The 20,507-nt window shown below is 60.3% G+C and carries 19 protein-coding genes; 5 read left to right on the top strand and 14 right to left on the bottom strand.

Translation table 11 applies throughout. The annotated features are described in order from the left end of the window. Nucleotides 1–89: 89 nt before the first annotated feature. Nucleotides 90–860 carry a hypothetical protein gene (locus ASG43_RS22845; RefSeq protein WP_156386695.1) on the bottom strand — a complete coding sequence of 257 codons (771 nt, stop codon included), beginning with the start codon at nucleotides 858–860 and terminating at the stop codon, nucleotides 90–92. Between the two features lie 291 nt (nucleotides 861–1,151). Between ASG43_RS22845 and ASG43_RS22840 the strand changes: the two genes are divergently transcribed. Both ASG43_RS22840 and ASG43_RS22835 read left to right on the top strand, forming a co-directional pair. Beyond that, a complete protein-coding gene (locus ASG43_RS22840; protein ID WP_156386694.1) occupies nucleotides 1,152–2,438 on the top strand; it encodes a hypothetical protein in 1,287 nt (428 codons plus the stop codon). Nucleotides 2,439–2,524: 86 nt separating this feature from the next. Beyond that, complete coding sequence (locus ASG43_RS22835) at nucleotides 2,525–3,157, top strand: hypothetical protein (RefSeq protein ID WP_156386693.1); 633 nt, start codon at nucleotides 2,525–2,527, stop codon at nucleotides 3,155–3,157. 1 nt (nucleotide 3,158) lies between these two features. Here the strand turns inward: ASG43_RS22835 and ASG43_RS13550 are convergent, their stop codons facing one another. The 3 genes from ASG43_RS13550 to ASG43_RS13540 are packed head-to-tail and all read right to left on the bottom strand — an operon-like array spanning nucleotide 3,159 to nucleotide 7,484. Further along, on the bottom strand, nucleotides 3,159–5,054 hold the full coding sequence (locus ASG43_RS13550) for an Hsp70 family protein (protein ID WP_056505788.1): 1,896 nt from the start codon (nucleotides 5,052–5,054) through the stop codon (nucleotides 3,159–3,161). Then, nucleotides 5,051–6,343 carry a hypothetical protein gene (locus tag ASG43_RS13545; protein WP_156386692.1) on the bottom strand — a complete coding sequence of 431 codons (1,293 nt, stop codon included), beginning with the start codon at nucleotides 6,341–6,343 and terminating at the stop codon, nucleotides 5,051–5,053. The genes ASG43_RS13550 and ASG43_RS13545 overlap by 4 nt, the downstream gene beginning before the upstream one ends. Nucleotide 6,344: 1 nt before the next feature. Then, nucleotides 6,345–7,484, bottom strand: coding sequence for a hypothetical protein (locus ASG43_RS13540; RefSeq protein WP_056505786.1), 1,140 nt, complete (start codon nucleotides 7,482–7,484; stop codon nucleotides 6,345–6,347). Nucleotides 7,485–7,612: 128 nt separating this feature from the next. On the opposite strand from ASG43_RS13540, the gene ASG43_RS13535 reads away from it, so the two are divergent. Further along, entirely contained in the window at nucleotides 7,613–8,146 is a 534-nt protein-coding gene (locus ASG43_RS13535) for a hypothetical protein (RefSeq protein WP_056505785.1), read from the top strand. A 67-nt stretch (nucleotides 8,147–8,213) separates the two neighbouring features. Further along, nucleotides 8,214–10,169 (top strand): DUF262 domain-containing protein, encoded by a 1,956-nt coding sequence (locus ASG43_RS13530; protein WP_056505782.1) that lies wholly within the window; start codon nucleotides 8,214–8,216, stop codon nucleotides 10,167–10,169. A gap of 49 nt (nucleotides 10,170–10,218) precedes the next feature. Here the strand turns inward: ASG43_RS13530 and ASG43_RS13525 are convergent, their stop codons facing one another. The 7 genes from ASG43_RS13525 to ASG43_RS23585 all read right to left on the bottom strand — a co-directional run bounded on the left by ASG43_RS13525 (nucleotide 10,219) and on the right by ASG43_RS23585 (nucleotide 14,831). Continuing rightward, nucleotides 10,219–10,545: a hypothetical protein gene (locus ASG43_RS13525; RefSeq protein ID WP_056505779.1), complete on the bottom strand. Its 327-nt coding sequence runs from the start codon at nucleotides 10,543–10,545 to the stop codon at nucleotides 10,219–10,221. After that, nucleotides 10,542–11,015, bottom strand: coding sequence for a DUF6527 family protein (locus tag ASG43_RS13520; protein WP_056505775.1), 474 nt, complete (start codon nucleotides 11,013–11,015; stop codon nucleotides 10,542–10,544). The genes ASG43_RS13525 and ASG43_RS13520 overlap by 4 nt, the downstream gene beginning before the upstream one ends. Then, nucleotides 11,012–12,187 carry a ThiF family adenylyltransferase gene (locus ASG43_RS13515; protein ID WP_056505774.1) on the bottom strand — a complete coding sequence of 392 codons (1,176 nt, stop codon included), beginning with the start codon at nucleotides 12,185–12,187 and terminating at the stop codon, nucleotides 11,012–11,014. Before ASG43_RS13515 ends, ASG43_RS13520 begins: the two co-directional genes overlap by 4 nt. Then, a complete protein-coding gene (locus ASG43_RS13510) occupies nucleotides 12,162–12,887 on the bottom strand; it encodes a multiubiquitin domain-containing protein (RefSeq protein ID WP_056505771.1) in 726 nt (241 codons plus the stop codon). Before ASG43_RS13510 ends, ASG43_RS13515 begins: the two co-directional genes overlap by 26 nt. A 108-nt stretch (nucleotides 12,888–12,995) precedes the next feature. Next, the gene (locus ASG43_RS13505) at nucleotides 12,996–13,712 is read right to left on the bottom strand and encodes an ImmA/IrrE family metallo-endopeptidase (protein ID WP_056505768.1); all 717 of its coding nucleotides are present in this window, start codon (nucleotides 13,710–13,712) and stop codon (nucleotides 12,996–12,998) included. A 7-nt stretch (nucleotides 13,713–13,719) separates the two neighbouring features. Continuing rightward, on the bottom strand, nucleotides 13,720–14,031 hold the full coding sequence (locus tag ASG43_RS13500; protein WP_056505765.1) for a helix-turn-helix transcriptional regulator: 312 nt from the start codon (nucleotides 14,029–14,031) through the stop codon (nucleotides 13,720–13,722). A 185-nt stretch (nucleotides 14,032–14,216) separates the two neighbouring features. After that, nucleotides 14,217–14,831 carry a hypothetical protein gene (locus ASG43_RS23585; RefSeq protein WP_244488089.1) on the bottom strand — a complete coding sequence of 205 codons (615 nt, stop codon included), beginning with the start codon at nucleotides 14,829–14,831 and terminating at the stop codon, nucleotides 14,217–14,219. A gap of 9 nt (nucleotides 14,832–14,840) precedes the next feature. Between ASG43_RS23585 and ASG43_RS23580 the strand changes: the two genes are divergently transcribed. Beyond that, nucleotides 14,841–15,527: a hypothetical protein gene (locus tag ASG43_RS23580; protein ID WP_244488088.1), complete on the top strand. Its 687-nt coding sequence runs from the start codon at nucleotides 14,841–14,843 to the stop codon at nucleotides 15,525–15,527. Nucleotides 15,528–16,092: 565 nt separating this feature from the next. Here the strand turns inward: ASG43_RS23580 and ASG43_RS13490 are convergent. From ASG43_RS13490 to ASG43_RS13480, 3 genes are all read right to left on the bottom strand, one after another. Continuing rightward, nucleotides 16,093–17,118, bottom strand: a complete 1,026-nt coding sequence (locus ASG43_RS13490; protein WP_056505753.1) for an ATP-binding protein — start codon at nucleotides 17,116–17,118, stop codon at nucleotides 16,093–16,095. A gap of 2 nt (nucleotides 17,119–17,120) precedes the next feature. Further along, a complete protein-coding gene (locus ASG43_RS13485) occupies nucleotides 17,121–19,367 on the bottom strand; it encodes a hypothetical protein (RefSeq protein WP_056505752.1) in 2,247 nt (748 codons plus the stop codon). 66 nt (nucleotides 19,368–19,433) lie between these two features. Continuing rightward, nucleotides 19,434–20,012: a hypothetical protein gene (locus ASG43_RS13480; RefSeq protein WP_156386691.1), complete on the bottom strand. Its 579-nt coding sequence runs from the start codon at nucleotides 20,010–20,012 to the stop codon at nucleotides 19,434–19,436. Between the last annotated feature and the right edge of the window lie 495 nt (nucleotides 20,013–20,507).

Genomic DNA, 20,507 nt, shown 5'->3' with positions numbered 1-20,507 from the left:
ACTCCGATGTCCCCGCACCGATGGCGTGGAGACGAGTTCAAACATGGGTCAATTCTCGATGGAAAAACCGAAGCTGCCTGGGTCAGCTCTCAGTGGAAATCAACATCCGGATCGTCGAGATCGAGCAGAGCGGTCTTATCCCCGTCGAACAAGTCGGCGAGGCCGACCCTGACGATCGCGCCAAAATCTTCGTTCGATAGGGGGCGTATAGGATTACCCTGGGTGTGAGGACCGACCGAAGTCCGCGGGAGAACCCGAAGGGTCTCTTCACGGTTGATATTTCCATTGAGGAAAAGCACAGGGGGATCGAAGGCGAGAAAGTTCCGGATACGAGCAACTCGCATTCCAATCGGAAACGTCAGGTTCTCGACCGAATGAACCTCGCCGACGCCGACGTATGCCGATGGTGCGTTGTCATCGCCTCTTCTCGACCGGTGAAAGACGACCCATCCGAGGCCAACTTCTTCCATGAGACCATCGTAGCGGGACGTGAAACGATATTCGGACTCAATCCGATCTTTGTATTTGGTCCCGGGTTTCCAAGTGAAGACGCCTGGCATCTTGTCAGTTACAGCGCGTGCCGCCGAAGCCGTCCGATGCACAGCGCTGCCGGGCGTTGCTGCCGGTGCCGCGCAATCCGCCAAACCCATCAGAGGTCCAGCCACCGCCCGAGTTACTGCCCGTGCCCCTGACTCCACCGAAGCCGTCCGAGGAATAACCGCCACCAGAATTGCTGCCGGTTCCTCTGACACCGCCGAATCCATCGGATGAATAGCCACCGCCGGAGTAGGCTCCAGTTCCCCGTACGCCGCCGAAACCGTCTGCGGAAAATCCACCGCCGTCCGTGCAGCGGCTGCCACCAAAACCATCCGCACGACACGTCGTCTGCGCATGAGACACTGAAGCCGACATCGAAATTACCAGGATCGCGGCAGCACCTACCAAAATCGTTCTCACGCTCATATTGCCCGCCCGTCAAAGTGCCCGCTGCAGGATAACATAAAGGTTGATTCGATCGGCTACGCTGCCTCGCTCGCTGCACCGAGGGGGGCGTGCAGCTGCCAAACCAACAAGAGGCGACCGTAGTTCGACTTGGGTATTGCATCAACGTGTGGAACCATCAGGATTACATGTCCCCTTAGAGGCAGCAAATGGCCAAGCGAGATGATGAAACCCGGACGACTGGGATGATTGTTCGATCAGATACCGACGACGTTATCGAGATGGATACATCATCCGAATTGAGCGAATCCGAAAGTTCGCTTCTACAAGCGATTGTCCAGAAATATCTCAACAGCGATTTCAATGGCCTGCCCGTGTATGCACTTCGTGCGAACCAGGAGGCGGACGCACTCTCGTTGATCAGAAAAAAGCTTATTGATCATGTCCAAACCGTAAATCCTCATATCAAGCTGTTCGCGCCGCTCGACCATGAAGACCAACTCCGTGCAATATTATCATTGGATGGCTTAAGCGATGGATGTCTTTATCCTTGCCCGGAAGTCCTTCGGAACGAAGTTGACAGGTTGGCATATGAGGGTCGGCCATACAGCCTAGAGCTTGCTTTAGGAGCCCCTCAGATCGAGCATATCACGTTCGACGTTTCAGTTCTTGAGGAGTTTCGTAATGATCCACGGTATGACTACCGTGTTGATGACATTCATGGCGCTATATATGACAACAGGAATGAAGCCCACGAGATAAGCAGGTTCGGATTTTCCTTCGATAGCAATGGACATAGGTACGTAGCCATTTATAGAAGAGATCTGTATTCTATGCCGTCTAAGCTACAAGGCTGGCTTAAGCGATATCAATCAGATGAAAAGTCAGAAATTCACCCTGACTATTTTAAAACAACGATCATGGCAGAATTCCCGGAAGGGGCCTCTGTCTTTGATGCATTTCTCGAAGAGAAATTTCAGATACAAAATATTTGCCGATCCCTTGGCAGGCCTCTTTTATTCAAGTCAGAATTTAGGGCATACAAACGTCCTGATTCCTTTGGTTTCTTGCTTCGTCTGACCAGCAAGGAATACAATGATTTCGCTATGCTACTGGATAGGTTGATGTCCGACGATATATCCAAGAACTTTTTTGGAAGCGACGTTGCTACCACAGACGAAGAAGGTAGAGAAAAAGGAACTATCCGAATTCTGGAAGACTGGTGCAAAAACTATTTTGTCCATCACGCTGATTATCTAAGCGAGATAGATGAAATGTTGAGAACTTTTAAGAAGGTGAGAAAAGAAAGGTCGAAGCCAGCTCACACCATTTCATTTAATCAATTCTCGCCTGAAATCTTAGATAGGCAACGAGAACTGATTAGAGATGCCTATTTTGCTGTCAAGACGATACGGGTTATTCTAATGCGTCTTCCAGGTGCACAGATGGAGGACGTGCACGATTGGTTTGAAAAAGAGCGGATATGGATGAGGTAGTTGCACATCACGCCACTCCTTCATTTAAAGCCTATGACTCATCGAAATATTGTTAATCAGCGTTTGTGTGAAGGTTGCCAATTACAATGAGCAAGACTCGCGATGACATGGAAGAAACTAGCGTTCACAAACGACCTCCTCCGCCACCGTCCCCTTATTCGTCAGGTTTAGATGTGATCGAACTTGCATTCGAGACGGCATTGTCATCGGTTGAAGCGAAAATATCAAAAAATCATAATGAGTATTCGGAGAAGCTTACAATTTTCTCCATGTTCGATCACATCGAGCATCATGACGATTCCGGGATAATTGTCGAACTCGAATATGAATACGACTTTGAATTAGAAGTAAAAATGAACATTCTGGCGAGAGGCGAGATATGCGCTGCTTTTGTTACTTCGTTATTTCACTATTGGGAGAACTCAGCAAAAAGATTCGTGGGTCGTAAGATTAATGGTTGTAATTTTGAAATACTTTCGTCGATGATGCCATCCGTAAATCCAGATCTAAAGAACGTCAATCTACTTAACAATACAATTAAGCATGGAAAAAGCTACAAATTTACTGATAGATTTCGTAATAGGTGGTCAAATATCATAAAAAATGATGGTTTGTTCAAAATTGGCAGATTTAACCATAAAGATTATATCTGTATAGACCCAGAGACGGTCAGGGAGGTTATTCATATAATAAGGACGTCTTCCCCAATTTCGAGTTAGCTCACGCGAGGCGCATTTCTCCGCAGTGCCGCTTCATGCATTCTGCAATCGGGCCCACCGCGTTGATCTCGGTCAGCATCCGCCCGCACCATCCGCACGGTGTGTAGAACGCGCTCTCCTCCAGCTGCAGCGGGGTTGCCGAAGAGCTGCGGACGTCGAAATAGTTCGACTGGTAATTGCCGACGATATCTCCGGGTACGAACCTCCAGAACGGGTCGATGCGGTCCACCGCGCCGGGGATGAAGACCACGTTGGTCCGCTGCGCGAGGTTGACCTTGCCGGCGGATACCAGGGGAGGGCCTGAGGCGGGTTTGACGAAACCTCCCGTCGCCGGCTTGTCCTCCGCATCGCTTTCCATCTCACGTCGCCCGGGTAGGGCGAGTGCGAAATCCAGATCGTGGAATTCGACCTCGGCAACGTCCTGGCGAGCCGTCGAGCGCAAGGTGGCCTTGGCGACATAGTCGTGATCGATGACGAGATCGCAGATGATGCGTTCCATGAGGGGCCGCGCATTGCGATCCACGGCGACGGTCAGCGTCTGCAGCGTGGTTCGCTTGTCGGATGGCCTGGGCTTGCCCGGACGGGTCGGCTTGGCGAACTCGATGCACGCAACCCCTTCTCTCGGGTCCACGCAGTACAGCCTCGAGTTCGTCACCGCATGGGATGCATTCTCGATCGGGAGCGTCGTTCCTTCGGCGACGAGCGTCTGGTAGATCCCTCGACCGCTGCTGTCGGCGCTAAGAATCTCGATCGGTTTCGACAGGCAGAGACGAAGACCATCGGCGGCAATCCATGCCGCACCCTCGGATATAATTCGGTCTCCGTTCGGAGGTGCTCGATATCGGCCGGGAAACTTCTCGGCCAATGCATTCCGGATTGCCGGCATGTTCACCATCCCGCCGGTCGCCAGGCAGAACTCGACGTCGCGGGTCTGAAGGCTGGCGCGGGCTAGAATCTCGTCGATGCGTCCGAGGCCCTGAAGGACGATGTCGCGACTAACCTTGTCCAGCTCCTCGCGGGTGATGTCCTCGAGGAGATCTTCGGAACTGTCGTCGCTCTGGAGATAGCCGTTGATGATGAAGTCGGAGCGATCCTTGTCGGGGTCCGAAAGGTCGATCTTCGCGTTCTCGCACTGGTTCAGAAGTCTGGCAGCCATGCCCGGGCGCTCGAGCGCCTCGACGTCCTGCAGCTTGCAGGACTTTGCATGCTTCTCTCGCACAAGGTTGCGCAGCCGCTCGTCGAAACGGTCGCCGCCGACGTCGTTGTCGCCCAGGCTGTCGATCTGCTGGATCATGCCGCCCTGGATGCGGCAGAGGGTCAGGTCGAGGGTGCCACCACCCCAGTCGAAGACAAGCATGGTGCGGTCTTCGTATCGGGCGATCTCCCGATCCCAGTTCTTCTGCGATCGCAGGTAGGCATAGAGGGCGGCGACGGGCTCGTGGACGAACTGGACCACACCAATGCCGGCCTTCGCCGCAGCCGTGCGAAGCGCCCTGCGCTGTGGCCCCCCGAAGTTCACGGGTATCGTCATTACCGCTCTGGAGACGGTCTCCCCCTCATGCTCGGCATCGGGCTTCGCCGCATGGGCGACGAGATGCTTCAGCACTTCGGCGATCGCATCTGCCGGATCGATCACGCGACCGTCGACGTAGATCGGGCTGTCGTTGCGAAGCGCCATCTTCGGCGATCGGACGAAGCCGGGAGGGACTCCTTCCGATGTGATGTCGAGATATTGGCGAGCCTGCCGACCGACGACGACCTCGCCTCCGCGGTACCAGATGACGGACGGATGGGGCCTGCCGCCGTCGACGTAGAAGACAGACTGGCCCTGCTCGTCGACGAGGGTGACCAGACTGTTCGTCGTGCCGAAATCGATCCCGAAAGTGTATCTGCTCATTTCCCGATCTCCGTCATTGCGTCGACGGCGGATCGAATGCGCCGCTCGGCGGCCTGCAAGCCTCGGACACTGCCCTCGTCGGATCTCTTCATGGCGATCTGCACCGCTTCCCCGGCCTCTTCCACGAGCGTTTTCACCCGCTGCATGGCCAGACCGAAGTCGGCCTTGGTCTGGGATGAGGAATGGGCCTGGTAACGCCGGTCGTTGTCCGACCGGATTCGTTCTTCGGCGAGCTGGCGTTCGAGGTCGGCCTTCGCTTCTTCCAGCTGCTTGATCGTCCGAGCATGCGCGGCGGTATCCTGACGCAAGGCATCTAGCTTCGCCTTGGTGTCGAAATGCTGGTTGCGTTCGACCTCACGTTCGTGACGAGCCCGCCGAAGCTGATCCTCGGTCAGGCACAAGGCAACCACGGAAGCCTGAAACTCCACCTTGCTGCCAGATGCCATCGACTTCAGAACGCGCCGCTCCGCTTCGTCGGAGGTGACGTAGAGATGCCGGAGCCGATCGGCGACATCCGTCGGCTCGATGTTGCGTTTCTCGATCAACCACGCCACCGCGAGACGAAGGTCGTTCTCAGCCCGTTTGACGCGTTCCTTGTCTTCCCCGTTCAGCGCATTCGAGATCGACGTAACCACTCCCTGGAGGGTCTGCGACGGCGATTGAACGTTGAGGTCGACCAGATTGCCCACAAGCAGGTTGACCCTGTTCTTGATGAAGGGCCAGATCCAGGCCGACACAGCATCCGACGAAGACGCTACCGACACCAGCTGCCACAACCTCGAGCCGTCCTTGTCCTTTTCGGCAACGATCAACTCGACGTTCGACGTGTCCGTACCCGTAAATCGGGAGATCCTGGCTTCCTTGAGCGCCTTCAGAAAGGTCGACGTCTTGACCGACTGCCTCTGGAAATAGGCCATGAGCGTCGGCTCGATGGCGACTTCGTCGGCTTCGGCGTCCGCTGGAGCAGGGTTCGCTGCTTCATCTTCGGAAATGCCCGCGATCGCCGTGGCGTCGGGCTCGTTTGAGGCAGCGTGATCGGTAGCAGGGGACCCTGTCACCGCGGTATCGACGACAGCCTTCGGCGATTCGACAGGTTCGATCCGGGACGAGGACGCTCCGATTTCGACGACAGGCTCGGGTGATGCGACAGGTTCGATCGGAGACACTGGCGCCGCCGTTATCGCAGTCTGCCTGCCGTCCTTGGCAGGTGGCTGTCCCTTGCGATGGTTGCCTTTCCTAGAAGGCTTCCTGATGCCGGTTTTCGGCTGATGGCTGATCTTGTCGTTCATCCTACGGACTACCGTTTCCTGCTAGTGCGGCAGATGCCCATCCGTCGAACGGATAGATGCTGGCGATTTGCTGCAGGGCATATCTTGCGGCGCCTCGATCACCAAGGCGAAGGGCGGTCACCGCCCAGTAGGCGAAGACCTTTCGATGATCATCGGCATGCAGGAGCGCGTCGGAAGCCGTCGTACGGCATTCTTCCCTCAGCATGGCGCTCCACCGATCGGCGTCGGCAAGGCGGTTGGCGAGTGCTATGATGCGGCTGGTTCCATGGTCGATAGGGCAGAGGGGCAATTCTCCGGCTGGCACCGACCCGCGGACCGAGGCTCCGTAGACATCCGGGCCGCGGAGCATGTCGTAGGCGACACCGATCTGTCCCAGACCTGGATCTCCGTCACCCGACAGGTCGTTGCGTATCAGACGCACCAGAGAACACACTGAACGAGCGAGCTTACGGTCCATTCCCTCGAGCTTCTGAAGGGCTTCGCCAAATCTTTCGGTGTGCAAGGCATAGGCGGAGATAAATCCATTGTCGCCAGCCCCTTCCTTCAGCAGGAGGGCGTGCACGTAGGCATAGAGGCCCGACGCATACTCCTCTCCTACTCCGGTGCAGCGAGGATCCTCGAGGAAAATTCGGATCCTGTCGGGATTGGGGATGGCTCGAACAAGATATTCCTGAAATGCCTCTTCGACCTGAGACAGCGCCTCCGTGTCGGCGATCCGAAATTCCAGCCGATAGGACGAGACCGCGGCAGCCATTTTCTTGTCGGGTCGGTTTTCAAGTCGCACTCGAACCGAAGCGTTCGTCGCCGACCCCAGAAGCGCCTCCAGTTTCGCAATGTCGATCGTCTCCTCGGCGGCTCGATCCACCGAAATAATAGCCCTGGTGCAGTTTGCTATCTTGAACTCACCCGGCGTTGCGATCTTCCGTTCACGCCCCACCTCATGGCCCCGCCACATGAGGAGCGGACGACGCAACTGATGCTGGCTCGATGCATGGCGCTGCATCGAGGAGAACTCGGTAAACGTGCTGCTGCAGAAGGGACAGAGGAAATTGACCGGAGCCCTTCCTCCTGGGGAGGGGACCGTCTCGGTATTAGCCTGATAGGCCTCGCGAGCGTCGTCGTAGACCCAGGTGATCCCCATCTTCTCCCCTTACGACCGAATCGTCAGGGTGGATTACAGTGGTCTCCCATTGCAGCTGCAAGAGGAGGTAGCTCGCAGCCAGACGATTTCTGATATGCTGCAATCGTAAGGCTAGCAGGGTGTCGAACATGCCGGATCCGTTTTCCCCAGCTCTCGTCCAGAAGGCGATCGAACGCCTCACGATCCAAGCCTCCTCAGAAATAAAACTCGTCAGAAAGGCCGCGACCGCCAAGGGGCTTTCCGATCTGGTCGCTGCATGTGACGAGGAGCTGGGTCGGCGTCCGTACGATGTGGATGCCGCTACCGCGGTGTCGATTCAGCGATCGGAGGAAGAGACCGAAGGCATGACGCTCGCTGAAGTGGTCCGGCACGCCTTCACGAAAGTCCGCCCGCCAAGCGACGACGAGGTCCGGTATCTGCGATGGCAGGCTGTCAACCCCGGCGGGTCCTATGCCGAGGCCGTTAAGGTCTACGGCAAGAGCGACCTAGGGCTCTGCATCGGCCACCTCGTCTACGATCGCTACGGCTGCTTCCGGCGGTTCATCGACGACAAGGAGGACCAGTCTTCGGTTCTAATCGAGAAGTTCCGGGGGCAGGGGAGCATCCGCTACACGCTCCGCCCCGAGGTGCATCAGGCACTACAGGCAATCGGGGTGGTCTGAACCGACATCTGCCATAATCGATACCGTCCGCGATTCGGCGGCATCGCAGGCAGAGGATACGCAGACCGTGGATGCTCGTGAGTTCAAGGTGACGGACGTGTTGACCCGCAACGAGCGGTTCATCGTTCCCCTCTATCAGCGCCAGTACCAGTGGCACGACGAATACGATGGTGGCAGGACAAAGGCGTTCTGGCTGGACGTCGCGGCGAAGGCTGGAGACGTGCTCGAAGGACAGGCGAAGTTCGACCACTACATGGGCGCCCTGCTTCTGGCCCCCGACGTGTCGCAGCGTTCTTTCGGTTCGACGTTGGTCACTCATGTCGTAGATGGTCAGCAACGGCTGACGACCTTTCTCATTCTGATCGCCGCCATGCGTCAGATCGCGATCGGGCGCGGGTTCGACGGCGTCGCCACGCAGTGCCAGCGCCTTCTCTTCAACGAGACCGGTCGCGCCGACACCGACGAGCTGGCCCGCTTCAAGCTGACGCCGACGCCCAGCGACAGGGACGTTTTCATCGATATTCTCGAGCAGCCGATGGCCGAGGTCCGTCGCAAATATCGAGCGAAGGGGCTCTACTGGGGTGGAGGCGTTCCGAAGAATACCTCGCGACGCGCACTCCGGGCGTACGAATTCTTCCTCGCCCAGATTGAGGAGTTCGTGAAAAACGGGCCTGGCGACGAGACGGAAATCGACATCGATGACGAGACGTCGGCCAATGCCGATGCCTTGTCGATCCCGGTCGAGGAAGACAGGTTTCTCGAGCGACTAAGCGCCGTTCTGGAAGCCGTCGTCTTCCATCTGAAGCTGATCGTCATCACCCTCGGCCCAGAGGACGATGCACAGGTCATCTTCGAAACGCTCAACTCGGCTGGTCAGCCCCTCTTGGCGATGGATCTGGTTCGCAACAACGTCTTCCACAGAGCCGAAGCCCAAAACCGGGGTAGGCAGGACGCTCGCGCCAGAACCGAGAGGCTGTACGACGAGGTATGGGGACCCTTCGACGACGCATGGTGGCGAGAGCCTGCCCCGAATGCTCGCCCGACTCGTCCGAGGATCGACCACTTCCTGGCGAACGTGCTGACCACCGAGACCGGTGATCGGACCACGGTTCGAGAACTCTATGCGGAATATCGGGCGTGGGCCACGCCCAACCGTCGACCGAGATTCGAGGCCGTCGAGGACGAGCTGGCTGTCCTGAACCGCTACGCGCCGGCGTACGAAGCGCTGGAAGGGCGCGTCGACAACGGCTCCACGCTTGCCTGGCTCGGCGAGCGATTGAAGATGTGGCAGAACACCACCGCGTACCCGATCGCCTTTCAGATCGCGGAGCCCGGCGTCGACGAGGGAACCAGGCGCAATATCGCACGCCTCATTGACAGCTATCTCGTCCGCAGGACGCTGTGCGACCTCACGCCTAAGAACCTTAACCAAATATTCCCACGCCTCTCGAGCCGCCTCCGACGCGACGGCGTATCGATCGCCTCCGTGCAGGATTTCTTCGCCGGTCTGGCGGGACCGACCACGAGGTTTCCGGACGACACCGAGCTTCGGACCTGCATTCTGGAAAAGCAGGCGTACGGCCGTATCCCCTCCCGCATCTTGAACGACATCTTCTGGGAGTTCGAGATCGCGTCACGAACGAACATGACCGAGGCGACTAGACGGCCAGGCTCGCTGTGGGTCGAGCATGTGATGCCGCAGACTTGGCAGACGAACTGGCAGATCGTCGACGACACCACGCAGGCCGCCGTCGGACCGGAAGACCCTCGGTATTGGCGACGAGACGCCGCCGTGCACACGTTGGGCAATCTCACCATCGTTACGGACGCCCTCAATCGATCGCTCAGCAATCTGTCGTTCGATACGAAGAAAGTGAAGTTGGTCGAGCATTCCAACCTTACCTTGAACCGGAAGATCGCCAAGCAGACGAGCTGGGACGAAGCAAAAATCGCCGAACGCGGGGAAGCCTTGGCTTCCTTGGCATTCACGATCTGGCCGACACCTGCCGGTCTTCTAGGATGATCGACCGGCTGCCTGACCGCCTTCGCAACTAGAGGTCAGGCAGTCCATCTCAGTATCGGTCGCGACGCCCGCTGATCGCAACAATGAAAAGCGCGATAATGCTGACCAGGACCGAGATGATCCAAAGCACGAACATCCCGATCAGGAGATACCCGTAGATCGGCTTGATCATCGGCGCGAACGGGCTGATGGCATCCAGACGGTCGGCGATGTTGCGCAGCACGAACAACGCTATCGGCAGAACGAACGACATGACGAACGTACCGGGCGATATGTCGACTGCGAGACGCAGCCCGTAAGGCAATTCATAGCTATGCCGGCGAACGAAGCCATATTGGTCGAACCAATTGAGAATCCCCAACATCACACTCGTCATGGCTTTCTTTCCTTTCCGAAGACCGAGAACCAGTCTCTGATGCGATCGAACAAACCGTTGTTGGACGGAACGGACGGCGACGGAGCTGGCGGAAGCGCGACAGCCGTATGATCCTTCGTGACAGCGTTGCCGTAGTGGCGAGCCTTCGCGGCTTGGTCCCTGGACCGTTCCCTTGCGATCTGCTCATCGGACCATGGCCCGGCTTCGATGACCCTCCCGGCCTTGATGACGTAGTGGGATCTGCAGGCGAGACTCCAGTTGCCGACAGACGGGTTCAGCGAGATGGTTTCGCCGTCGTAGGTGAGCCTCCAGTCCGTCGGAGTGATGGGGGTCACGACCTCCTCGCCGCAGCCGCAGCAGCACGAATGCGACGCGGTGCCGAACGCGACCGAGATGTAGAGCACCCCCGGGTCGAGATCGTCGGGCAAGTGTTCGACGAAGCGGTGATCGAGCCTGGAGTGACGCATCATCCCAGATCTCCATTGACGAGCATGTTGCCGTCGGTCGTGTAGGTGCAGTGGTGCTCGCGTTCGAGGTCGCGATAGAACCCTCGGATCTTCTTCCACTTCACGACCGCCAGGATCGCGTTCAACGCGTTCAAATCGGCAACCTGGATGTTGGAGGTGTAGACGTCGTCCGCGCCCCCACCGGCGAAAGAGATGCGACCCTCGTGCACGTGGCTGCGCTGTTCCGGCGTGCTGGCCGTGACGCGCAGGATCCCGCCGAGCGAACCATCGACGAGCTCGAGCCCCATGCCGACATCGACGAAGGACGCGCCGATCTCCTCGAGCTTCGCGACGATCGCACGCTTGGCATCGCCGGCATCCATCGAGATGAAGGCAAAGGTGATGCCGTCGAGCAGGTCGACGTTCTCCGGTGTCAGATGCACGGGATGCGCGGTGATCCTGCGATGCATCCTCGAGTAGATCCCGCTCAGGTAGTCGACCTTCCTGGGGGCGTCGCGAAGATCCTCGATCGATGGAGCGCCAGGCGACCGGAAGGCATTGTGCTGGAGATAGACGTCTCCGTCGAAAATCCGGATCTCCTGGACGGGCGTCTTCGCGACGAAGTCGAGGACATACCCGCCGGTCCCGCCGACGCCGATGATGCCGACTCGTTCATCGGCGAGGAGATCGGTCAACGCGCCGATGCCGGCCCTGTCCGATGCCGTCTCCACGTAGTTGAAGACGTTGTCCTCGTCTTCGTCGGGAACGGCATAGGTCTTCGCGGTCACGCCTCGCTGCAGCGTCGCGGCGGGTCCGGACAGGATGGACGCGTAGGTCGTCATCTTGTGGAAGTAGTCGGTGTACCCCTCGTCCGGCTTGCTCGAGAAGCCGAATTTCGCCCGGACGCCGTGACCGAGATCAATGTCGCCTTCATGGTGGGCGATCGCCGCGATCGGCCTGCCGGTCGCGGAGCAGGGTCGATCCCCGTCGAAGTAGACCACATGCGTATCGGGTCGGACGGTAGTGTCTCCGGCCATCGTGAGACTGGAGATAAGGGTGCCCCGGCGCACCTCGCGCCGGGAGTCGACGTAGGGGACGCCGTGCATGAGGAGGAAACCTCCGTCGATCGCGACGTGGTATCCCTCGTCGCGGAGTCGCCGGAGGTCTGGACTACGATTGAACGGTGCGGGTGACATTGAAGACCGTCCCCTTGTTCTTGACGGCGACGGTTCCGCCGGCACCCAGCTCGCCGCTGTGCGGCACCGACGCGGCGTGGCGGTACGTCATCGAGAAGGTCACGTTGGCGTCGTGGTGGCCCGGAAAGCCGAGAGCGACGACCTGTTCGAACGTCACGGCGGCTTCGGGCACGATACGCAGACGGGAGTTCACGACGATCTCGAAGGTCTGTTCGACCTTGGCGGCCGTGTAGAAGCGCTCGACCCCGTTCGTCGAAAGATCGATGATCTCGCCGTCGGCGACGAGGACGTCGTCGCCCTTGCCTCGAACTTCGAGGAAGATGTCGTTCGCCCCGACATCGACGCCGGCGAGCCGCTTCAGGACCGCACCAGTAGCGAGCCGCCGCCAGGAGAACTCACGTCCGTCGATGAAGATGCGATAGGTTGCGTCGGCTCGAAGAACGACGACCTTCTCCGCGCCCTTGCCACGCAGGTCGTAGCTCTCGTCGAGCCGGATCTCCTCGAGGGAGCCGTCCGGCAGGACCGCGAATGTCACGTACTCTTCGACGGGACGCAACCCAGCTGCCGCGATCAGCTGGCGTCCCAGCACCACCGCGTCGTCGATCCCGATCTGGCGGAAGGCGAGGTTCTCGTCTCCGATCTGGACCTTGTAGTCCTCGCGCCCCGCGTCGGGGCCTGCCTGCTTCTCGTCGGCGCTCATGGCCAGTCCTTTCGAGTTGGGACCGGCACATCAAGTACGCCGATCAGTCGATACGCTAAACAGCATATCGGCGGATCGACGTAGGAGTCAATCTCGATTCAGATTTTCTTAACCGAACAAATCGGGCGGCCGTCGTTGGCGGGTGACGATGTTCAATTCGATCAGCCTGACGGTCGCGGTATCACGCGAGACCTGGAAGCGATCGACGACTCCTTGGACCATTCGCCTCGCCGTGGGTTCGTCCACATGGACGGGCGGTATCTTCCCTTCGCCTTCCCACACGGTCCTCATGCAGGCCTGGACCGCCTTCCTCGGCATCAGGAAGGCGGCAGAAGCGTATTTCGCCTGCCATTCCATCCAGTCCTTGGTAGGCGCGACGACGTCATCGGCATCTCTCCGGCTAACGAGGCTATGCTGGTTTCCGTCGAAAAGGTCGCCACTTCCGAATGCCGACTGGAAGACGGGATCGTGGAAGAGCGCGTGCCCGAACTCATGGGCGAGCGTCGTCCGAAGGCGATTCTGACGCGACTCCGAACTTGAAAGCGTCTCCGAAATCTCGATGACGGGGCGCCGCCCTAGAGTTAATCTCGTCACCCCTTCGACGTCGGAGCCTTCCTCTGAAAGATCGGCGTAGGGATCGAGATCTTCGACATGCTCCTCGATCATGCTGCTCAGATCGTCGGTCGAAATGGGATACTCGATCCTGCCGTACTTCTTCAGGAGGAAGCTTTCCACAAGCGTCTCGCAATCACGGTCGATCTCCATCGGCTCGTAGTGGGGACGTTTTGGAAATCGACCGGTCTGGTCGGGCAGCCATTTCACCATGCGACCATCATCCTCGTCTGAATGCACTCATGGCCTTCACCGCTTCGGACGGGTCCAGGCGGGCTTCCTTGGCTTCCTTGGGCAACGTCCCTGCAAGGTAGAAGAGATAGTCGACGGGAACGTCCAGCACCGCAGCGAATTGATGGATCAGATGGTCCGACGTCGGCTGCCGACGATCCCTTTCGATGTCGTTCAGGTACTGGGGAGAGATCGGCTTGTCGTCCTCCTCCCGGAGAACGCGGGCGGCCAGTTCCTTCTGACTGATCGACTTCTTCTTCCTCTCCGCCGAAATGTACGATCCGAACGTCACGTCACTCATAAGCCCACCCCGAGTTGTCAATCAGCTTATCAGCGAATTACCAGCATTCTTCGATAGCGGATATCGAGAACCTCGGGAAGGGTTAAGACGCGACGACGGGAAGCAGGGAGGCGCAGACCGCTGCCGACCCCGGCCACGGTCCTCTCTTCCGGCTGACAAGGTCACGGCGGCCTCGGAGCGATACTCTATGCTCCGAAAGCCTCGACCCGGCGCCTGTCGTAGAAGGTCGTCAGGAATTCGACGGGATCGAAGGCCGGCCTGATCCCGGCATCTTCGAGCATCGCCTTAGCCCGCAGGAAATGGATGTCGAAGCGCTCGGCGGCCTCGAACAGGGAGATGTGATCGCTCTTGAACTTCTCCGCCCCTGCACGCGTCACGACGGTCTGCGGGCAGCGGTTGACGGCATTGATCTCGACCACGGTCGGAAGATCGCCGGAGTCGGCGAACTTCTTCACGGACTTCGCCGACATGCCCATGAAGACGGCGGCGGCGATCATCGTCAGGCCCGTTCCTTCCTGGCGGCGGACGAGTTGGCGCACCTCTTCCGGATCGAGCATCAGGGCCATGTAGTCGTGCCGGCCGGCCAGCCGTCCCTTCCAGGTCAGCTTCCCGTCCAGGACCAGCGTGACGATCTCCTGAACCGAGCAGACCGCCTTCGCCCTCGTCTCCATGATGTCGTAGATGCCGGGCAGGGAACCTGGCATTTCCTGCGCGCCGTCGAATATGCGCGCTATCAAAACGTCGATGTCGCGAAGTCCGAACTTGTGCTTCGCCCAACGCACGTCCGTCGACATCGTCAAGCTGGGCAGATGTCCGGCCTCGATCATGTAGTTCAGGTGCAGACGCGGAATGCCGGTCCGCTCGATGACCTTCGGCGTCGTCAGGGCCGTCTGCAGATCGACCAGAAGCTGGTCAACGGCTTGCGCGTCGAGCGTGGTGTGGTGATCGCGATGCTTCGCCAGATTGTCGGCGTCGACGTGTCCGGTCCTGACGAGCACCTTCCGCATCGTCCTGGCGTGCGCTCCCGACTGGAGGGATGCCGTCCGGACGGTATGGATGCGCCTTTGTCCGACCGGCGTTCCGAAGAGAACGTCGTCGGCATCGAAGGGAACGGTGTCCAACAGGAAGTCGCGGACGGCTTCGATGGCTGGTGCGTAGGCCTCGTCCGCGATCTTCCTCTCGAGGAATACGTGCACATGCCCGATCGAAGCGCGGGCGCCCCAGACGCCGCGACCGTTGCGGGTGCCGGCATGGATGCCGGCAAGGAAGGTTCGGAGGTCGGCCGGTCCGGAGCCGATCGCCGAGAAGCCCGCTTCCGCGGCGGCATACGACTGAGCGGCGGAAAGCGACGTAGGTCGGACCTTCCTCCCATGGTTCGCCACGGCACCGACGATGCCGCAGAAATCCGCCGCGGCGTGGAAGGGCATCGTATCGAGCCAGACTACCGAGCGGCGCTCGCCGGCAAGACGCCTTCGAAGATAACCCTCGAACGGTGAGGCAGGCACCGATACCGTCTCGCCGACTATCCTATCGATGCTTGGAAGAAGGGCCGCGATCGTTTCCGCGAAATGGAACGGCTCGAACTGCCTCCGTGCCGGCGTCGCCGCGAGGAGCATGATGCCGTGTCGGTCGCAGGAGCGGATATGCGGAACCTGCCATTCGGCCCGCAGATATGGCCCGATCTCGCCATGCCCCGCGGCGTCCTCCCTGACGCACGTCGGACACCAGCGGAAGAATGTTCGATCCGGGCCCTCTCTCCCGAGGTCCTGGCCGTGCAGACGCCAGGACCGGTCCGGCAGGCGTCTCGGCGACCATTGGGCCAGGCGCCCGACTCCCATCCCGCATAGGGAGGCCATCTTCCTGACGGCAGGTTCCAGGCCGAGATCGATGTCCCGGGCGAGGATGCCAGTTTCGGTCCGCAGGTCGCCGATGCTGCGGCCGTTCATGACGGCCAGGCGCGAGAGGTAGCTCACGGCGGTCTCGTGGCGGCCGACCACGGGAGCCCATGAGAACGTCGGACCCTTGGTGCCGCGGCGGACGGCCGAGCTTCTGCGCGCCATGTCAGCTCTCCGTCGCGATGAGAAACGAGCCCGCCGGCAACTCCTTCCAGTCGGAGGCCAGAAACGGGTTCAGTTCGTCGAGGCCGGTGGTGTGGGATGCGGACCGGTAGGCGTTGACGAAGTCCTCCGAGGTCAGCTCGCTGGATCCGCGTACGAGAGCCTTGTGGATCGCTCCGGCGACGATCTGAGCGACTCTCCCGATCTGGTGGTTCGCCGCATGGCACAGGCGATCCTCGAACAGGCTGTCGGTCAGCCCGTCGATGCGAAGGGTCGCAGCGTCGGCCAACTTCCGAACGATCGCCTGCACGATCTTGCAGTCGATCGTCTTGGTCATGTCCAGGGAAGGATACGCCAGGAAGCGACCGCGCCGCTCGATCTGCGGATCGACGCGAGCGATCTCGGTGGCGGTCGGAATACCCGAAAGGACGAAGGAGACGGGCCATCCCTTGTGCTCGAGGATGTCCTTCAACGCGTTCGCCACCGCCTTGCGTTCGAACTCGCTCTTCATGGATCGTGCGAGGTGCTGGGCCTCGTCGATATGCACGACGAGGATCCTGCGAAGCCGGAGCTGATCGCCGAGGATTTCCCAGACGCGGCTTTCCGGAGTGTCGAGCTTCAGGGGATAGCCGACTTCCCGTAGGATCCTCAGTCCGAGGCGCTGCAGCGTGCTCGGGCTCGGCCCCTTGACGGATACCCACGGGACGTAGACGCGTCCGTTCGTCCCGATGGGCGCCAGCGCTTCGTTGGTGTCGAACAGTCGCCTAATGGACCTCGACTTGCCGGCTCCGCTCTCACCCGTGACGAAGAAGCAACGCCCGTCCTCCCGTCGTCCGTCCGCGGAGGTGCCTAGAACGAGATCGAGAAACTCGTCGAAGCCCTCCCTGAGAAGACGGTCTCGAGTGGTCGTGACATAGGCGGCACGGACCTTCGCCATCGAGCGCACGATCTCCTGCCGCATCTCGCCGCGGCGGGCGGCCACGATGGCGGCGACATCGGGAAGGCCGCACGACTGTTCGGTGTTGCTCATGGCTATTCCTCGAAATCGGAATCGAGATTCTCGAATCTGCCCTGCATGGGTTCCGCAGTCGGCCTGACGAACCGTTCCGGCACCGCCGCCTTGCGACGCGTCGTCTTGTCGGCGTCGGCTCTCGCCGCGGGCGTCGTCTCTGCGAGGGCTGCCAGCCTTCCAAGCGGTTCGTCCGATCCCTTGTCGGTCTTCCGGTCGGCGGGATTGCGGAAGGCTGCCAGCTGCTTGCGTCCCACCCCCTTCATGTACTTGTCGAAGGCACTCTGGGTCAGGCAGTGGTTGGGTATTCCCGCGGCCGCCATCGCAGCGAATCCGCCATTGAAGAGGTCGGCTCGGGCCTTCGCACGGACCTTGCGGCCTGCCTCCGCTTCCAACTCGACGAAGTCCTTCCAGTCCTCTCGGTTCGTCAGCCAGTTCCCGAGCTTGATGCCGATCAGTTCTTCGTTCAGGCACGGAACGGTGACGAAGCTGCGACCTCCGAATACGTCACGTCCCCGGACATCTTCCGGTACCTCGAGAAGGATGGAGCCGAGGTCGTCCGGATTGATGCGGAAGACGATCTCGCGGTTCGACTCGTTTCGGAGCAGCCAGGCGACGTCGTCGGAGACGTAGTGGTTGTCCAGAAACAGGATGCCTTCGCGGCCGAGCTTGCGCCTGTGCCGGAGACCGAAGATACGCGTGATATCGTCAGCGCTCGGCGGCGGTGGAATGCCTTCCTCGTCGTTCGCCAGCATGAGCCAGGCGTTCCGCGGCGTCTGCCCGTCCAGGGCTACATGCGGAGTATTGTGGTAGACGTCCACGATCCATCGAACGACGAACTTCAGCAGGTCCTCGAGCGTCAAACTCGCCATGGCCTCGGCGTCGTAGTCGCCCTTCTCCACGACGTTGGAGAACGTCCGACCGCTGAACCAGGCCGGGAACTGCCCCTTCAGCGTTCCGAAGAAGCGCTCGATGTGCCCGCGCATGCGTGGATCGGCGTCGGGAATGGAACGCCCGGCGGCGGTTTCCCGAACCGCATCCTCGAACTCGAGACGAAAGGCCGGACCCTTGTCGGTCACGACCTGGGCAGGCCGTCCGTACATGGGCCAATCCATCTCGCACTTCGCCCATGCTGCAAGGCCCGTCTTGTCGGAGACGACGGATCGCAGGCAGGACTTGGACGTGTGGCCGCTCGGAGCCTCCGCCGACAGGTTGATCCCGACGATCGCGGACGTGCGGCAGTCGATGGCGGCCGACAGCGTGCACCGGACCCTTTCCAGTTCGCCCAACTGCTTCTTCGTCATGCGGTGGACCTGGTCGGAGCGGCACAGGAGCGCCTGCAGATCGACCTCCCAATCGTCGATTTCGATGCGCTGCAAAGGTCGATCGCAGACGATACCCTTGCCGACCATGGTGAACCAGCGTTCGGCCGCATCCTGCCCCTTGCGGCCCGCCATGACGCTGAAGGGATCGAGCGCATCGAGCTGCTTGCGGACGATCCTCGGCGATGTCCGGCAAAGCTGGTCGGATGCCGGACGATCCGCGTTCAGAAGATCGATGGCATCGTGGACGTCCTTGACGATGTCGGCCTTCGATGGCCTCTGCAGACTCATGTACCGTTCGGCGGCCACGGCGATGACGGCGCGGACCTCGGGTCGGAGCTGCTCCCTGTTTCCGCAGTTGGAGCGCTTCTCGCGCAGGGCGCCGATGGTGAAGCCCGCGGCTTCGTAGGCGCGCACCAGCGCATAGAGGGTTGACGCCGAAGGCACCTGCGGGACGGCATGGACCTTGAGCGTCGCGATCCAGCCTTCGAACGTATCCGCGTACCATGCGCCGATGTCGGGACTGAGGAATCGAATGGCGAGGCCGAGAAGCCTCGCCGAGCGTCCGACCCGGGGGCGTTCGAGATACCCGTTCTCGGATTCGAGCTTCAGGAACTCGCGGACCCAGCGATGCCGCAGGTGGATGCGGGCGTACCCTCGCTCGTCGAGATCCTGCAGGTCCGTATCGTCCTGGCGGATTTGCAACTTCTTCGCGATGAGGGAGAAGAAGCCCGGCTCGTGAGCGAAGGTACCTCGCTGGATCGCCTTCGAGATGTCGGCGTCGGACAACCGTGCGAAGTGGTCCTGGACGTAGTCGCCATCGACCAACTGCAGGATGTGGATGCGCTGATCCTTGCCGATGTGCCGGTAGGTGCGGCCGTTGTACGTGACGCGGTCGTAGCGCTCGATCCGGTAGGATGCGGTCTTGGCGGGGACGTGGATGTTCATGGGGGAAGCCTCATCCGCTGTTGCAGCGGGACGGAGGGTGGGAGGATCGGCCTCCCACCCTTACGATCACGAGTTGAAAAGTCGGTTCATGACCATGGTTGCCGAACCGATAAGATGGTTCAGGGGGACCTCGACGATCCCGGCCTGGACGAGTGCGACGGCGGCGCGGAAGCCACGGGAGCCGAGCCCGGTCATGCGACCGACCTCGCCGAGAGCGAAGGAACGTGGGGCGCCGGCGAGCCGATCTCGGACGATCGCCTGACCTTCCTCGTCGAAGTCCGACCCGCATTCCACGACCATTTCGGCATTGCGCACGCGTATCCCGTCGAGATGGCGCTCGGTCACGATGCGGTATTCGTCCGCGAATGGTACGCGGTTGCCGTTGGCGTCCTCTTCGAACGCCTGTTGGGCTATCGTCTGGAGGAGCTCGGCCAGTCCGTCGCGGTGGGCGTCCTCCTCGTACTTGAAGGCGATCGCGACACGACGGCCGCAGATCAGGCGAACGCGGACGTCGAAGCAATGGCTCCGGTCGATGCCGGCACGGTCGAGGAATCGCACGGGACGAACCTGCTCCTCGATCTCGGCGACCTGCGGCGCCGCGACCAGGACGTTGATGCCCTGGTTCTCGAGGCCGCTTTCGAACACGATCGATCGGCGGCGGAATGGATCCACGACGAAGCCCGTTCGCGAACCGCGCTTCCGAGGTGCCGGAAAACGGGACGCGACCGACGGGCGGATCAACGGAACGGCGCGACGCTGGTGCCAGAGGGGATCAACTACACTTTTCGGCATCCCGATCCGCCGGCCATGCCGCCCTCCCGGGCGGGTTGGTCGCCGCAGGAGCGACCGGCAACATCGACGAGACGTCGGCGTATGAGTTCCAGGGCACCAGAATGACGAATGCGCATGATTGTCTCCTGTGGTTCGGACATGAGGAACCGATCGCCGGCAAAGGTGCCGACGTCGGGCGTTTCAAGGATGGGACGGCGGAGCCGGGTCGGTTCTGAAACGGAAGGTCGCGAGTTGACGGCGCAAGAGGGCGCCGCCCCGCGAGGGGCGTGGTGTATCTTTCCGCTGGATGCTCGGAGCAGTTACCGCGGGCAGGGTGCCCGACGGTCTGTCGTCATGCGGCGCCGAGCT

Origin of the sequence: Aureimonas sp. Leaf454, from assembly GCF_001424685.1 — a bacterium.
Taxonomy (GTDB): Bacteria; Pseudomonadota; Alphaproteobacteria; order Rhizobiales; family Rhizobiaceae; genus Plantimonas.
Note: the sequence above shows the minus strand (reverse complement) of the source record. Positions and strands in the feature narration are given on the sequence as shown.

Bases quoted from the DNA above. Each gene is read 5' to 3' on its own strand.
- ASG43_RS22835 (WP_156386693.1), top strand. From the start codon at position 2,525: ATGAGCAAGACTCGCGATGACATGGAAGAAACTAGCGTTCACAAACGA.
- ASG43_RS13515 (WP_056505774.1), bottom strand. From the start codon at position 12,187: ATGTCACCCGCACCGTTCAATCGTAGTCCAGACCTCCGGCGACTCCGC.
- ASG43_RS13490 (WP_056505753.1), bottom strand. From the start codon at position 17,118: ATGAGCAACACCGAACAGTCGTGCGGCCTTCCCGATGTCGCCGCCATC.
- ASG43_RS22840 (WP_156386694.1), top strand. From the start codon at position 1,152: ATGGCCAAGCGAGATGATGAAACCCGGACGACTGGGATGATTGTTCGA.
- ASG43_RS13520 (WP_056505775.1), bottom strand. From the start codon at position 11,015: ATGATGCGTCACTCCAGGCTCGATCACCGCTTCGTCGAACACTTGCCC.
- ASG43_RS13510 (WP_056505771.1), bottom strand. From the start codon at position 12,887: ATGAGCGCCGACGAGAAGCAGGCAGGCCCCGACGCGGGGCGCGAGGAC.
- ASG43_RS13485 (WP_056505752.1), bottom strand. From the start codon at position 19,367: ATGAACATCCACGTCCCCGCCAAGACCGCATCCTACCGGATCGAGCGC.
- ASG43_RS13525 (WP_056505779.1), bottom strand. From the start codon at position 10,545: ATGACGAGTGTGATGTTGGGGATTCTCAATTGGTTCGACCAATATGGC.
- ASG43_RS23580 (WP_244488088.1), top strand. From the start codon at position 14,841: ATGTCCGGCCTCGATCATGTAGTTCAGGTGCAGACGCGGAATGCCGGT.
- ASG43_RS13535 (WP_056505785.1), top strand. From the start codon at position 7,613: ATGCCGGATCCGTTTTCCCCAGCTCTCGTCCAGAAGGCGATCGAACGC.
- ASG43_RS13505 (WP_056505768.1), bottom strand. From the start codon at position 13,712: ATGGTGAAATGGCTGCCCGACCAGACCGGTCGATTTCCAAAACGTCCC.
- ASG43_RS13500 (WP_056505765.1), bottom strand. From the start codon at position 14,031: ATGAGTGACGTGACGTTCGGATCGTACATTTCGGCGGAGAGGAAGAAG.
- ASG43_RS13540 (WP_056505786.1), bottom strand. From the start codon at position 7,484: ATGGGGATCACCTGGGTCTACGACGACGCTCGCGAGGCCTATCAGGCT.
- ASG43_RS13545 (WP_156386692.1), bottom strand. From the start codon at position 6,343: ATGAACGACAAGATCAGCCATCAGCCGAAAACCGGCATCAGGAAGCCT.
- ASG43_RS13550 (WP_056505788.1), bottom strand. From the start codon at position 5,054: ATGAGCAGATACACTTTCGGGATCGATTTCGGCACGACGAACAGTCTG.